Origin of the sequence: Bifidobacterium saguinibicoloris, assembly GCF_019331725.1 — a bacterium.
Taxonomy (GTDB): Bacteria; Actinomycetota; Actinomycetes; order Actinomycetales; family Bifidobacteriaceae; genus Bifidobacterium; species Bifidobacterium saguinibicoloris.
This window is the reverse complement of the sequence record NZ_JAHBBF010000003.1, coordinates 86,408-99,847: the sequence shown is the minus strand read 5'-3', so window position 1 is coordinate 99,847 and position 13,440 is coordinate 86,408. Positions and strand designations below refer to the sequence as shown.

At 68.4% G+C, this 13,440-nt stretch carries 12 protein-coding genes and 1 riboswitch; of the genes, 10 read left to right on the top strand and 2 right to left on the bottom strand.

Features of this window, described 5'->3' with window-relative positions; translation table 11 throughout:
* The first annotated feature begins 184 nt into the window (after nucleotides 1-184).
* The 5 genes from rpoZ to fmt all read left to right on the top strand — a co-directional run bounded on the left by rpoZ (nucleotide 185) and on the right by fmt (nucleotide 6,542).
* On the top strand, nucleotides 185-514 hold the full coding sequence (rpoZ, locus tag KIH78_RS03240; protein ID WP_214311364.1) for a DNA-directed RNA polymerase subunit omega: 330 nt from the start codon (nucleotides 185-187) through the stop codon (nucleotides 512-514).
* 267 nt (nucleotides 515-781) lie between these two features.
* Nucleotides 782-850, top strand: a riboswitch (SAM riboswitch).
* Nucleotides 846-2,075, top strand: coding sequence for a methionine adenosyltransferase (gene metK / locus KIH78_RS03235; protein ID WP_219131201.1), 1,230 nt, complete (start codon nucleotides 846-848; stop codon nucleotides 2,073-2,075). (Overlaps the previous riboswitch by 5 nt.)
* 87 nt (nucleotides 2,076-2,162) lie before the next feature.
* Complete coding sequence (locus tag KIH78_RS03230) at nucleotides 2,163-4,556, top strand: primosomal protein N' (protein WP_219131200.1); 2,394 nt, start codon at nucleotides 2,163-2,165, stop codon at nucleotides 4,554-4,556.
* A 119-nt stretch (nucleotides 4,557-4,675) separates the two neighbouring features.
* A complete protein-coding gene (locus tag KIH78_RS03225) occupies nucleotides 4,676-5,389 on the top strand; it encodes an HAD family hydrolase (RefSeq protein WP_214311358.1) in 714 nt (237 codons plus the stop codon).
* Nucleotides 5,390-5,570: 181 nt separating this feature from the next.
* Nucleotides 5,571-6,542, top strand: a complete 972-nt coding sequence (fmt, locus tag KIH78_RS03220) for a methionyl-tRNA formyltransferase (RefSeq protein WP_219131199.1) — start codon at nucleotides 5,571-5,573, stop codon at nucleotides 6,540-6,542.
* Between the two features lie 83 nt (nucleotides 6,543-6,625).
* Here fmt and serB read toward each other — a convergent pair whose 3' ends face one another.
* Nucleotides 6,626-7,345, bottom strand: a complete 720-nt coding sequence (gene serB / locus KIH78_RS03215) for a phosphoserine phosphatase SerB (RefSeq protein ID WP_219131198.1) — start codon at nucleotides 7,343-7,345, stop codon at nucleotides 6,626-6,628.
* A gap of 83 nt (nucleotides 7,346-7,428) precedes the next feature.
* On the opposite strand from serB, the gene KIH78_RS03210 reads away from it, so the two are divergent.
* Both KIH78_RS03210 and arc read left to right on the top strand, forming a co-directional pair.
* Complete coding sequence (locus tag KIH78_RS03210; RefSeq protein ID WP_219131321.1) at nucleotides 7,429-8,160, top strand: DedA family protein; 732 nt, start codon at nucleotides 7,429-7,431, stop codon at nucleotides 8,158-8,160.
* Nucleotides 8,161-8,204: 44 nt separating this feature from the next.
* Nucleotides 8,205-9,785, top strand: coding sequence for a proteasome ATPase (gene arc, locus KIH78_RS03205; RefSeq protein ID WP_219131197.1), 1,581 nt, complete (start codon nucleotides 8,205-8,207; stop codon nucleotides 9,783-9,785).
* A gap of 16 nt (nucleotides 9,786-9,801) precedes the next feature.
* On the opposite strand, the gene KIH78_RS03200 is transcribed toward arc, so the two are convergent.
* A complete protein-coding gene (locus KIH78_RS03200) occupies nucleotides 9,802-10,515 on the bottom strand; it encodes an HAD family hydrolase (RefSeq protein ID WP_219131195.1) in 714 nt (237 codons plus the stop codon).
* Between the two features lie 339 nt (nucleotides 10,516-10,854).
* On the opposite strand from KIH78_RS03200, the gene KIH78_RS03195 reads away from it, so the two are divergent.
* The 3 genes from KIH78_RS03195 to KIH78_RS03185 all read left to right on the top strand — a co-directional run bounded on the left by KIH78_RS03195 (nucleotide 10,855) and on the right by KIH78_RS03185 (nucleotide 13,347).
* Complete coding sequence (locus KIH78_RS03195; protein ID WP_236034380.1) at nucleotides 10,855-12,354, top strand: BglG family transcription antiterminator; 1,500 nt, start codon at nucleotides 10,855-10,857, stop codon at nucleotides 12,352-12,354.
* Nucleotides 12,351-12,779 (top strand): PTS sugar transporter subunit IIA, encoded by a 429-nt coding sequence (locus tag KIH78_RS03190; RefSeq protein WP_219131194.1) that lies wholly within the window; start codon nucleotides 12,351-12,353, stop codon nucleotides 12,777-12,779. The genes KIH78_RS03195 and KIH78_RS03190 overlap by 4 nt, the downstream gene beginning before the upstream one ends.
* 100 nt (nucleotides 12,780-12,879) lie before the next feature.
* Complete coding sequence (locus KIH78_RS03185) at nucleotides 12,880-13,347, top strand: PTS sugar transporter subunit IIA (protein WP_219131192.1); 468 nt, start codon at nucleotides 12,880-12,882, stop codon at nucleotides 13,345-13,347.
* The last annotated feature ends 93 nt before the right edge of the window (nucleotides 13,348-13,440 follow it).

Here is a 13,440-nt window from a genome sequence, read left to right as displayed (position 1 = left end):
TCAAGAGTCAGTATGTGGAATTCACGAGGATGTTACGTTGGTAACGTTCACGCCGGGCGCGGCTCGGGCGGGTCAACAGCCGGATGTCTTCTGCACGCCGCGGCCCCGGCCGGTCAGGCAGGTCCCCGGGCATGGCTATACTCGTTGCGGTTGAGATAGTTTTTCCATGATTGGGAGCATGAATATGGCAGAAGAAACCGAGACCGAGACCACCGAGGTCAAGGGCAACGAGGAGTTCGGCACCAGCCCCACCCCCGACGGTCTGGCCAGCCCGACGATCGACGATCTCATGGAGCATGCGGACTCCAAGTACGCGCTGGCGATCTTCGCCGCCAAGCGCGCCCGTCAGATCAACTCCTACTTCACCCAGCTCAACGAAGGCCTGCTGCAGAACGTCGGCCCGCTCGTCGACTATCAGAACAACGAGAAGCCGCTGTCCATCGCCTTCCGCGAGATCGACGAGGGCCTGCTCGAGGAGACCCTCGGCGAGGACGACCTGAGCGAAGGCAACTGATCTTCCGACGCACACGCCGTCCCGAATCCCCGGACCCTTCGGACCCACTGGAATCGCGGGGAGAATCCCGACACACGCTTGCCCCACGGCGGCGTGTCGTGTAGAACTGGACGGCAGGAGCGAACGACCTGAGGCTCGCGCCGGCCGTGCACGCGATGATTCGCGCGCACGGTTTGGCACGGGCCTTTTTCGTAGCCGCGAGGCTGCGTCCAAGGCGCGCGGCAACGCGCGTCCGAAGCCCGTACGGTCCCCAACAACAGAACAATCCGTATCATTGTGCCTCGCCGGCGGATATGCGCGAGCGGGGCGATAAGTCCGAAAGAGGGATGATATGACCAACCACGAGCGCAAGCTCATCTCCGCCGAATCCGTCACCGAAGGCCATCCGGACAAGGTGTGCGACCAGATCTCCGACGAGATCCTCGACGACCTGCTCCGTCAGGACCCGCAGTCCCACGTCGCCGTCGAGACCTCCGCCGCCACCGGCGTGTTCCTCGTCTTCGGCGAGGTGACCTCCGAAGGCTACGTGGACGTGCAGGCGAAGGTGCGCGAGACGCTGCGCCGCATCGGCTACACCTCGTCCGAGGTCGGCCTCGACGCCGACTCCTGCGGCGTGATCGTCGCCATCACCGGCCAGAGCGCCGAAATCAACCAGGGCGTCTCCCGTCTGAGCGAGGCCGAGGAATCCGCCGCCAGCCGTGAACAGCGCTACGAGGCGCAGGGCGCCGGCGATCAGGGCGTCATGTTCGGCTACGCCACCGACGAGACCGACGTGCTCATGCCGCTGCCGGTGCATCTGGCCCACCGTCTGGCCTACCGTCTGGCCGAGGTGCGCAAGAGCGGCGAGGTGCCGCACCTGCGCCCGGACGGCAAGACGCAGGTCACCATCGAATACGACGAGGACAACAAGCCGCTGCGCGTCGACACAGTCCTCATCTCCACGCAGCACGATCCCGAGGCCACGCACGAATGGCTCGAGAAGGAGCTCAAGGAGCATGTCATCGACCCGGTGCTCGACGACGTGCTCGGCGACACGCTCAATCACGACGACTACCGTCAGCTCGTCAACCCGACCGGCTCGTTCATCCTCGGCGGCCCGGCCGCCGACGCCGGACTCACCGGCCGCAAGATCATCGTCGACACGTACGGCGGCGCCGCCCACCACGGCGGCGGCGCGTTCAGCGGCAAGGACCCGTCCAAGGTGGACCGTTCCGCCGCGTACGCGACCCGCTGGGTGGCGAAGAACATCGTCGCGGCCGGTCTCGCGCACCGCGTGGAGGTGCAGGTCGCGTACGCGATCGGCGTGGCCGAGCCGGTGTCCATCAACGTCGAGACGTTCGGCACCGAGATCGGCGGCGTGACCCGCGACCAGATCCAGCAGGCCGTGCGCAAGGTCTTCGACCTGCGCCCCGCCGCGATCATCGACGAACTCGACCTCAAGCGCCCGATCTACGCGAAGACCGCCGCGTACGGCCACTTCGGCCGCACCGACGTCGACTTCCCGTGGGAGGCCACGGACAAGGTCGACGAGCTCAAGGCCGCCGTCGCCGAACTCGCCTGACCACGCACCTGGCGCACGGACACGCCTGAACGATAAGGGACCGGTAGATATCTACCGGTCCTTGTCGTTGCCGCTACCATGGGTCCCATGACAGGAACGGACGCGGAACAGCTGGCGTTGGACGGGCTCGCCCCCCGCAGGCGGCGCCGTCGCGCGCCCGCCGAGCATACGCCGGCGGGGAAGGACCCCATCGCGCGCGTCGTGCTCGACGTGCAGGCCACGCACTTGGGCCGCACGTTCGACTATCTCGTCGACGAGAAGGACGCGGATGCGGCCGTGCCCGGCACGCTCGTGCGCGTGCGGTTCGGCGGACGGCGCGTCGACGGCGTCGTCTGGGAGCGCGCCGAACGCAGCGATACCGCGCCCTCCGCCCTGCGCTACCTCGAACGCGTGCTCGGCTGCGACGTGCTCGTCCCCGCCTCCATGCGCCGTGACATCACGCTCATCGCCGACGCGTACGGCGGCACGCGCGCCAACATCCTGCGTCTCGCCGTGCCCCCGCGCGTCGCCAAAGTGGAGAAGGAGCAGCGTCTCGTCGCCGGCTTCAGCCGCGACGGGGGAGCGGCGGCCGGCGGATTCGCCGGACGACGGCCCGCCTCCGGTCCGACGGGACAGGATGGCCGTGGCCTGCCCGATGGCGCGTCGACGCGCGTCGACGCACGATACGACCGCATCGCCGCCATGTACGACGACGGCATGCGCGACCTGCACGACGCGTTGCGCGGCCGCACCTTCCGCTCCTTCGTCGTCGACCCGCTGCCCGGCGTGGGGCAGGCGGCGACGGCGCTCGCCTGGATGGCCGCCGAATCGCTCGCCGCCGGACACGCCGCCGTCATCGTCCTGCCCGGCATGAGGGAGACATACGACGTGCTCGCCTCGCTGGGGGAACTCGGACTGACGCCGTTCGGTCCGGGCCGTTCCGGCACCGGCGGCTGGACCGGCGACGTCGCCGTGCTCAGCGCCGAAATGCCGCCCATGGACCGCTACCGCGCCTACCTGGCCCTCGCCACCGGACAGGTCCGATGCGCCATCGGCCCGCGCGCCGCCATGTACGCGCCCGTCGAAGGGCCCGCCCTGTTCGCCATCATGGACGACATCGCCTACCAGCAGGCCGACGGCATGATGCCCTACGCGCACGCCCGCGGTGTGCTGCGTCTGCGCGCCCGGTCGCACGACGGCGTGTTCGTCGCGCTCGCCAACGCGCGAAGCCCCATCAGCCAACTCGAGGCTACGGAACGCACCGGCATGGCGGACGCGGTGAGTGGACCGAGCACCGCCATCCGCCCGTTGCCCACCGTATTGAAGGACGCGACGCCATGGGTGCGCTGGCTCAACCGCGAGGAGCTCGCCCGGCTCGCCGACCCCTCCATCGGCGCACGCGTGCCCCACGTGGCCGTGGCCAACATCCGCGAGGCGCTGCGCGGCGGTCCCGTCCTCTTCTCCATCCCCTCCGACGGCATCTCGGAGACATTGAGCTGCGCCAACCCGAAATGCCTGCGTCAGGCGCGATGCCGCAAATGCACCGGGCCCCTGCAACGCGTGCGCGGCAACCCCGTGCCGCGCTGCCGCTGGTGCGGCGCCGCCGCCTCCAACTGGACCTGCCCGCACTGCCACGGCGACCGTCTGCGCGTCGTACGCGTCGGCGCCGCCGGCACCGCCGACGAACTGCGCGGTCTGTTCCGCGGCGTCCCCGTCCTGCTGTCCAGCCCCAGCCAGCCCGGCGGACCCATCGAACTCATCGACCACCGGCCGGTCATCGTCATCGCCACACCCGGCGCCGAACCACGCGTCCGCATGCCGCAAGACACAGCGGGAGGCACGCCCCGGTACGGCTCCTACGCGGCCGTGGCGATTCTCGACGCATGGACAAGCCTGTACGCTCCGGGGCTCGACGCCCGCGTGGACACGCTCGCCGCGTGGATGCGCGCCGCAAGCCTCTGCGCACCGCGCACCGTCGGCGGCCAGGTGCTGCTGCTCGGGGAGACCGACCCGGCCATCGCCCAATCGCTCATGCTCTGGGATTCCACGCTCCTCGCCTCGCGCGAACTCGCCGAACGCCGCGAGACCGGCATGCCGCCGGTCGTCAGCGTCGCCTGCGTCTGGGGCAGACGGGACACCGTCATGCGCGCGCTCAAAGCCGTCGGCGCGCTCGACGGCGACATGGCCATCTGCTCCATACAGGATGCACAGTCGACCGAGACGAAGGAGGGAAGTCCCACGGACGACATGGACGCCGCCATGCGGGCCGACCCCTCGCAGACCATGCCCGGCGTGCTCGGACCGGTACCCATCCCGCAGCCGCGCACCGTGGACGCGCGCGAACTCGAAGTGACCGCGGACCGCGTCCGCGCCGTCATCCGCGTACCCCACGCGCGGCGCGAGGAACTCGCCGAACGGCTCAGAAACGAGGCGGCACGCCACGCGGCCACCCGCGAACCGGGCGAACTGCGCTTCCAACTCGACCGCAAGGACCTCATCTGACCCGTCCCGCACGCATGGGAACATGGGAGGCGGAACGCGCCGCACGGCATCGCCCGCAGTGCGCGGACACGACGGACGTAACGAACGGACATCGGACCACGGCAACGGAAGGAGCCACGATGAAGGGTTGGCCGGGCGAACCGGATATGGAATACGACGTGCTCGTCGCGGACGGCGAGGCGGCCGTCAACGCGGGCAAACCCATCACCGACGTCATCTTCGACTTCGGCAACGTGCTCATCTACTGGGATCCCGCCGCCGTGCTCATCCCACGCTACGACCAGGCCACCATCGACCGGTTCCTCGACAACGACATCTCCCGCTTCTACGACGCCAACGACCAGATGGACGGCGGCGCCACCCCCGAGGAGGGCGTCGCTTGGATGCGTGAGCACAGCGGCGACCAATGGGCCGACATGCTCAAGTACTACCTCGACAACTTCGAGGACTCCCTCACCGGCGTCGTGCCCGGCGCGCGCGTCCTCGTCAACGACTTGAAGGCGGCCGGCATCGGCGTATGGGGCCTGTCCAACTGGGAGAAGGAGCTGTTCCCCATCGCCGAACGGGCCACGCCCATCCTCCAGCAGCTCGACGGCAAGGTCGTCTCCGGCTACGTGAAGCTGCGCAAACCCCACAAGGACATCTACGAGCGTGCGCTTCAGGAATTCGGCATCACCGCGGACGGCGCCGTGTTCATCGACGACAAGGCCATGAACATCGTCGGCGCCAATGCGGCCGGCATCCGCGGCGTGCGCTTCCGGGACCCGGTCCGACTGCGCGAACTGCTCATCGAGGCCGGCGTCGGCATCCCCGACGTGCAGAGCGTGGAGTGAGGCAGGACGGGGCGGCACGGCCCATGCCATGACCCGCCGTCCGCATGGTCGGTGAGGATCCTCGCGGCCGGCGCCCCATCCGTTCACCACGAAACCACGAAACCGTGAACCTCGCCCCGCATCCTTGGGTGCGGGGCTCTCATATGCCCACGAAACACCGCAGGGAAAGGAAACCGCATACATGACCAGACTGTTGTTCGCCGGCACGCCCGACGTGGCCGTGCCGTCCCTCAAGGCGTTCGCCGCGGACCCGCGCTTCGAGGTCGCGGCCGTGCTCACCCGCCCCGACGCGCCCACCGGCCGCGGCCGCAAACTGAAGCCCAGCCCCGTCAAGGCCGCGGCGCTCGAGCTCGGCATCCCCGTCATCGACGCGAAACCCCGCGACCCCGGCTTCCTCGACACGCTGCGCGGCCTCGACGTGGACATCGCCGCCGTCATCGCCTACGGCAACATCCTGCCCAAGGACGTGCTCGACGCCGTACCGCTCGGCTGGTACAACCTCCACTTCTCCAACCTGCCCCTGTGGCGCGGCGCCGCCCCCGTGCAGCGTTCCATCTGGGCCGGCGACACGACCACCGGCGCCGACGTGTTCAAAGTGGGCGAAGGTTTGGACGACGGTCCCGTCATCGCCACGATGAGCGTCGAACTCACCGGACGCGAGACCTCCGGCGAACTGCTCGACCGCCTCGCCCACGAGGGCGCGCCCATGTACGTGGACGCGCTCGCGCGCGTGGGGGAGGGGACCGCCGTGTACACGCCCCAGCCCGAAGGCGACTTCGCGTACGCGCACAAGATCACCGTCGAGGACGCGCGCATCGACTTCACCGAACCAGTGGAGGCCATCGACCGTCAGATCCGCGCCTGCACACCGCACCCCGGCGCCTGGTGCGAACTCCACGCCGGCGGCGGGGACGATACGCAGCCGACCACCCTGCACGTGCTGCGCGCACAGCCGGTCGAGCCGGGCGTGAACCCGAACGCGCCTGAATCCCTCGCCCCCGGCGAACTCAAGGCCGGCAAGCGGAACGTGTGGGTCGGCACCGGCACCACGCCCCTCGAACTCACCGAGGTCAAGGCGCAGGGCAAGAAGGCCATGCGCGCCGCCGACTGGGCCCGCGGCGCCCGTCTCGGCGCCGGCGCCCGCCTCGCCTGACCACCACCCGCCTCGCCTGACACCCGTCCCACCACCGCAACCGCGTCGTGGGACGGGCGGGACGAGGTGCGGATGGGCGTGGACTAGCGGCGCAGGAAGTCGAGGACCTTCGTCAGGTCGCGCTCGTTGATGGACGCGTGCGCGGCCAGTTGGGTCTTCGGCTTCGCGCAGAACGCGACGCCGAGGCCTGCGGCCTGGATCATCGGGATGTCGTTCGCGCCGTCGCCCACCGCCACGGTCTGCGCCATGTCGATGCCGTCGCGCTTCGCCCACTCGCGCAGCGCGTGCAGCTTCACCGTCTTGCACACGATCTCGCCGAGCACGCGGCCGGTGAGCCTGCCGTCCCTCACCTCGAGACGGTTCGCGAGCCTGTGGTCGAGATGCGCCTCCTCGGCCAGCCGGTCCACCACCTCGTGGAATCCGCCGGAGACGACGCCCACCTTCCAGCCGTGCGCGTGCAGCACGTCGATGAGCTCGAGCGCGCCGTTCGTGAAATGCAGCCGGTCATGCACCGTGTCGAACACGGAGACCGGCAGCCCCTCCAACAGCGCCACGCGGGCACGCAGCGCGTCGCAGAACTCCAGTTCGCCGCGCATCGCACGCTCCGTCACGGCCGCGATCTCCTCGCCGCAGCCGGCCGCCTCGCCGAGCTCGTCGATGACCTCCTCGTCGATGAGCGTGGAATCCATGTCCATCACCAGCAGGCCCGGCTTCGCCAGCGTGGGCGGCTCCGGGAAGCCCCAGGCGCCCGTCGGGCCGGCCACGGTGGTCTCGTCAAGGGATTGCGCAGTTTCGTCAGTCATGCCTCCGATTGTCGAAAAACCTTGGGACAATGCCCCGTATGATTTCCGACGCCATCCTCGACGCCACCACGACCATGACATCCATGACGGCCTCCCTGGCCACCCCGATATCCGCCGCGTCCGCCGCGACGGCATCCGCCACATTCGCGGCGTCTGCCCAGCCGGTCTGCCCCACCGGCAGCGGCGGCCTCATCCAGACCATCACCGACTGGCTCGTCGTCCTCATGGACGCCGTCGGCGGCCTCGGGGTGGCGCTCGCCATCGCCCTCGAATCCATCTTCCCGCCGATCCCCTCCGAAGTGATCCTGCCGTTGGCCGGCTTCACCGCCTCGCGCGGCACGTTCACCCTCGTCGGGGCGATCGTCTGGGCCACCCTCGGCTCCCTCATCGGCGCGTGGGCGCTGTACGGCATCTCCCGTTGGGTGGGACTGCACCGCATCCACAAGGCCGCCGACGTCATCCCCGGCGTGAGTCGCAAGGACGTGAACAAGGCCAACGACTGGTTCACCCGCTACGGCACGTGGAGCGTGCTCGTCGGCCGCATCATCCCCGTGGTCCGTTCGCTCATCTCCATCCCCGCCGGATTCAACCGCATGAACTTCCTCCAGTTCACCGGCTGGACGCTGCTCGGCTCCGCCGTCTGGAACACGGTCCTCGTCTCCGCCGGCTACTTCCTCGGCGCCGGCTGGTGCTCGATCCTCGGCGTCCTCGACGTGTTCGAGAACGTGGTCATCGTCGCCTTCATCGTGGTCATCGCCGTGTGGGCCGTACGCAAGGTACGTACAGTGATGGGGAACAGGCGACGGAACGACTGAACGACGGGACGTCCCGGAAGGGGACGTCCGGGAGAGGAGACGCGATGGACGATCGTGACGTGCGTGAGCAGAACGCACGCGAACAGACCGCACGCGAGCTCGCGGAGGCGAACGACCGCCTCATGGCGAGGAACCACGCGCTCGCCGAGGCGCTGAACCGCGCCGGCAAGGAGCTCACCAAGGCGAAATCGCAGCTCGCGCAGCTCGCCCAGCCGCCGCTCACCTTCGCCACCATGGTGAAGGTCGATTCGTCCCGCATCGACGACATGGGCGTGCAGCACGCCAGCGCCGAGGTGATCGCCGGCGCGCGGCGCATGGTCGTGCCCGTCGCCGCGAACCTCAACGCCGCGCGTCTCGCCGCCGGACACACCGTCGTGCTCAACGAGAAGATGGTCCTCGTCGAACAACGCGACGTCGACGGCGTCGGCCCCGTCCGCACCGTCGCCGAAACGCTCGACGATGGCCGTCTCGTCGTCACCGACGGCGGCGGCAACCCCACGGTGACGCGCCGCTCCACGCCGCTCGCGCACGCCATGCTCGCCAAAGGCGACCGCGTCGTCGTCGACCCGTCCGGCAGGCTCGCCATCGGCGCGCTCCCGCACGAGGACGACGCGGACCTCGTGCTCGAGGAGACGCCGGACGTCACCTTCCGCGACATCGGCGGCCTCGACCGGCAGATCGACCGGATCCGCGACGCCGTCCAACTGCCGTTCCGTCACCGCGCCCTGTTCGAACGCTACGACCTCAAGCCGCCGAAGGGCGTGCTCCTGTACGGTCCGCCCGGCAACGGCAAGACGCTCATCGCCAAGGCCGTCGCGCACGCGCTCGCCGAAGGCTCCGGCGCCGGACCGGACGGCGCCGGCGTGTTCCTGTCCGTCAAGGGGCCGGAGCTGCTCAACAAGTTCGTCGGCGAATCGGAGCGCCTCGTCCGACTCATCTTCCGCCGCGCGCGCGAACGCGCCGCGGACGGCCGTCCGGTCATCGTGTTCATCGACGAGATGGACTCGCTGCTGCGCACACGCGGCTCCGGCGTCTCCAGCGACGTGGAGACCACCATCGTGCCGCAGTTCCTCGCCGAACTCGACGGCGTGGAGTCGCTCGGCAACGTCATGGTGATCGGCGCCTCCAACCGCGTGGACATGATCGACCCGGCCGTGCTGCGCCCGGGACGCCTCGACGTGAAGATCCGCATCGACCGTCCGGACGCCAAGGCCGCCGCGGCCATCGTCCGCCACTATCTGACCGACAACCTGCCGTTGGAGCCGGGCGTGGACGCGGAGGCGCTCACCGCCGTCCTCGTGCGCGACATCTACACGCGTTCCGAACGCCGTCATCTGGCCGACGTGCGCGACGAGAACGGCGTGTGGCGCGCCCTGTTCCTCGCCGACGTGGTCTCCGGCGCGAGCCTGAGGAACGTGGTGGACCGCGCGAAGACGTACGCGGTCAAGGCGTCCGTCACGTCCGGACGCGACGTGGCGTTGGGCGTGGACATGCTCGCCAAGGCCGTCGAGGACGAGTATGCGGAGACCCGCGATTCGCTCCTCGACTCCGATCCGGTCCAATGGTCGCGCGTCAACGGGTTCGACGCGGGCGCCGTGACCGCCATCCGTCCCGTCGCCGCTTGACGCCTCCGGAACGCCGTCAGTCGGCGACCTGCGGGATCGGCACGCCGGCCGTGATGAGCGTCTGTCTCAAGCCGCGCTCGTCGCGGAAGCGGATGCAGCGCAGGCCCGCCCGATTCGCGCCGATGACGTTCGACGCCCTGTCGTCCACGAACACGGCGGTGGCCTCGTCGATGCTGAACGTCTCCAACGCCTTGCGGTAGATGGCCTTGTCCGGCTTGCGCAGGCGCACCTCGCCGGAGATGACGCGCCCGTCCAGCGCGCGCAGGACGGCGTACGCGTCCTCGGCCATGCCGATGGTCTGGCTCTGCCAGTTGGACAGACCCCACACGCCGAGTCCCGCGGCCTTGACGTCGTCGACGAGCACGCGCATGCCGGGGATCGTGCCGGTGAGCGAGTCGAGGAAGTTGTCGAAATAGTACGTGAGCATCTCCGCCCAGCGTTCGCCGTGAGTCTCGCGCATCCACGCGATGCCGTCCTCCGGACTCATGCCGCAGTCCATGCGGTCGCACGCGTCGTAGAAGCCGGAGACGTCGTTGTCGAGGAACGCCTCGACGCGCTCATGCGAATACCGTGGCATGAACAGCGCCTCCGGATCCCAATCGACCAGCACGTTGCCGAAATCGAAGATCACGTCGCGGATCGGCGCCCCCTCGTGCGCGGCGGACGCGTCGAGCGCGAGCACCTCGTCGAACGGCACCGTCAGTTCCCTCTCACCGGGCCAACCCTTCATCGCGTTTCCTTCCCGTAGCAATGTCCTTATGGACGTCCTTATGAATGTCCTCAACGGATGTCCGTTGCCCAAGGGACACACCCCGTCCCTCGTCTCCCATCGTAGGGCGGACGGAGGCCGTGGAGGGCGGCGTGGCGCACCGTTCCGGGCTTTTGGCAACGGACACGGGACCATGTCGCAGCCAACGGACACGCGATTGTCCGTTGCCAACGGACAAGTTGCAATGTCCCTAGCCAACGGACAAAGATGTGTCGCTGCAACGGACTTTTCGGCTGCAAGGCTGTCATACATTGATGTATGTCAACGAAGCAAGGCAATGGAGACCACCGAAGGAGGCGAATGGCGATGACGGCCGGATACAACAAATCACTGATCAACTACCTGCTGAACCGTCGTGATTTCGTCCCCGGAACGGAGCTGTCCGCGGTCCTCGGCGTGTCCACCAAGACCATCTCCCGCATCGTCAAGCACGTCAACGAGCAGTCCGCGAACGGTCCGATCGTCGAGTCGCAGCGCGGCCGCGGCTACCGCCTCAACTCCTCCAACTACTTCGCCCAGCGCGACCTCGCCGGCGAAGGCGAGAAGAGCGGCGCGCTGAGCTCCGTGGAGCGCCGCGACGAGATCATCAAGCGCCTGCTCATCACCGCTCCCCAGCAGTACCGCATGGACGACCTGTGGGGCAAGTTCTACATCAGCGAGTCCGCCATCGCCGTGGACCTGCGCACCCTGCGCCGCATGCTCGCCAAGTTCAAGCTCGAGCTCGCCCGCAGCGGCGACATCATCTGGGTGTCCGGCACCGAGACCGACATCCGCCGCGCCATGGCCAGCCTGCTCGTCACCGACGACGCGATCGCCAACGGCCAGTTCATGCGCGCCGACCATGACGTGCAGCAGCGCGACGTGGCGTTCGTCTCCCACCAGCTCGACCTCATCGAGGACCTCACCCACGCCGAGGTGCCCTACCCGTACAGCGTCAACCTGTTCACCCACCTGTACATCCTCATCGAACGCTTCCGCGGCGTCGGCTCGCTCATCGACGACGGCGAACCCAGCGAATTCGACGAGGCCATGCTCGAGCACCACAAGGGCGTCACCCAGGTGTGCGAGAAGGTCATCGGCAACTTCGACGCCTACCTCGGCACCACGCTGCCGCGCATCGAGGTCTACTACCTGTACCAGTACCTCACCTCCTCGCGCATCGACTTCGCGCAGCTCGACCCGCACGAGATCCCCGAGGACGTGCGCGAGGTCACCGACGAGCTCATCGACCTCGTCACCGAGGACCCGGCGTTCCGCACCATCGACAAGCAGGGCCTGTTCGCCCACCTGTCGCTGCACATGAAGCCGCTGATGAACCGCCTGCGGAACAACATCCGCGTGGCCAACAACCTGCTCGAGCAGATCAAGCTCGAATACCCGTACCTGTTCAACGTGGTGAGCGCCGCCTGCCTCGAGATCGAGCAGCGCCGCGGCCTGGCCCACATCGACGACGAGGAGCTCGGCTTCATCACCGTGCACTTCGCGCAGGCCGTGGAGCGCGCGCCCATGCCGCTCAACCTGCTGCTCGTGTGCACCACCGGACTCGGCACCGCCCAGCTGCTCCAGGCGAAGATCGCCAAGCGCTTCTCCGGATTCCGCATCGTCGAGACCGTCTCCTCGCGCACCCTCAAGCAGGAGCTCGCCAAGCATCCGGACATCGACCTGGTCGTCTCCACCGTCCGCCTGCCCGAGGAGATCACGGTCCCCACGCTCGTGGTGTCCGCGATGCTCACCCTCGAGGACCAGGACCGGCTCGAGCAGGAGGCCAACCGCATCCGCAGGGAGGCGATGGCCCGATGAGACGATTCATGATCTGGGAGCCCACGCTCGCCGCGCCGGACAAGCGCACGCTCATCGACACCGTGGCCGTCTACCTTGCGCAGCACGGGCTCATCCCGCTCGAACGGTGCCGCGGCCTCGCCGAGGCGCTCATGGAGCGCGAGGACCTGGGCGACACGCTCGCCGCGGAGAACATGGCCATCCCGCACGCCGCATGCCCGGACGCGGGGGAGGGGGTCTTCCTCTTCGTCAAGCTCGCCCGGCCGCTCGCCGACTGGAGCGCGGGGGCGCAGGTGGACCGGTTCGTGTTCACCGTGCTGCCGCCGGAGCCATCCGAGGAGGACGGCGAGGCCGTCAAACGGTTCTTCACCGCGCTGGCCGACGACGACGTGATCGGCGTCTACAGCCGGGGAGACCGCGACGAGGTCGCATCGAACTTCCTCTGACGGACACGGCGGACGCGGCCGCACGGACGCGGCACCCCGACCACACAAGACCAACAACCGACAACCATACGGGACCAATCACAGGAGAAAGGAAACCATCATGGCAGACAACGCCCTCACCCTCAACGACGTGCTCGATCGCAACACGATCCTCACGGACGTCAAGGCCGAAACCAAGGAGGACGTGTTCCGCACCCTCGCCGAGCGCCTGTTCGAGCAGGGCTACGTCGAGTCCGTCGACGCCTTCATCGACGCCCTGCACGACCGTGAGAAGGAAGGCGCCACCGGCATCGGCAACCACATCGCCATCCCGCACGGCCGCAGCGAGACCGTCAAGCGCAACGGCGTCGCCATCGCCATCCTCGACCACGAGATCGATTGGGAGTCCCTCGACGACACCGGCGCCAAGCTCGTCGTCATGTTCACCGTCGGCGCGTCCGGCGAAGGCTCCAACGACCACCTGCGCCTCCTCTCCCTGTTCGCCCGCAAGATGGCCCAGCAGGCCGTCGTCGACGCGCTGCTCCAGGCCAAGGACGCCGACGAGGTCATCGCCGCCTTCCAGGACTGAGCTGTCCCGCGGCCCCACGCCGCGCATCACACACACTTCCAACGCGAAACCAACATAACCAACCAATCAACCAACAAACCAAAGGAGAATCCA

Coding starts and splice junctions, on each gene's coding strand:
- KIH78_RS03185 (WP_219131192.1), top strand. CDS start 12,880: ATGGCAGACAACGCCCTCACCCTCAACGACGTGCTCGATCGCAACACG.
- metK (WP_219131201.1), top strand. CDS start 846: ATGACCAACCACGAGCGCAAGCTCATCTCCGCCGAATCCGTCACCGAA.
- KIH78_RS03190 (WP_219131194.1), top strand. CDS start 12,351: ATGAGACGATTCATGATCTGGGAGCCCACGCTCGCCGCGCCGGACAAG.
- KIH78_RS03230 (WP_219131200.1), top strand. CDS start 2,163: ATGACAGGAACGGACGCGGAACAGCTGGCGTTGGACGGGCTCGCCCCC.
- serB (WP_219131198.1), bottom strand. CDS start 7,345: ATGACTGACGAAACTGCGCAATCCCTTGACGAGACCACCGTGGCCGGC.
- KIH78_RS03225 (WP_214311358.1), top strand. CDS start 4,676: ATGAAGGGTTGGCCGGGCGAACCGGATATGGAATACGACGTGCTCGTC.
- KIH78_RS03200 (WP_219131195.1), bottom strand. CDS start 10,515: ATGAAGGGTTGGCCCGGTGAGAGGGAACTGACGGTGCCGTTCGACGAG.
- rpoZ (WP_214311364.1), top strand. CDS start 185: ATGGCAGAAGAAACCGAGACCGAGACCACCGAGGTCAAGGGCAACGAG.
- KIH78_RS03210 (WP_219131321.1), top strand. CDS start 7,429: ATGACGGCCTCCCTGGCCACCCCGATATCCGCCGCGTCCGCCGCGACG.
- arc (WP_219131197.1), top strand. CDS start 8,205: ATGGACGATCGTGACGTGCGTGAGCAGAACGCACGCGAACAGACCGCA.
- fmt (WP_219131199.1), top strand. CDS start 5,571: ATGACCAGACTGTTGTTCGCCGGCACGCCCGACGTGGCCGTGCCGTCC.
- KIH78_RS03195 (WP_236034380.1), top strand. CDS start 10,855: ATGGCGATGACGGCCGGATACAACAAATCACTGATCAACTACCTGCTG.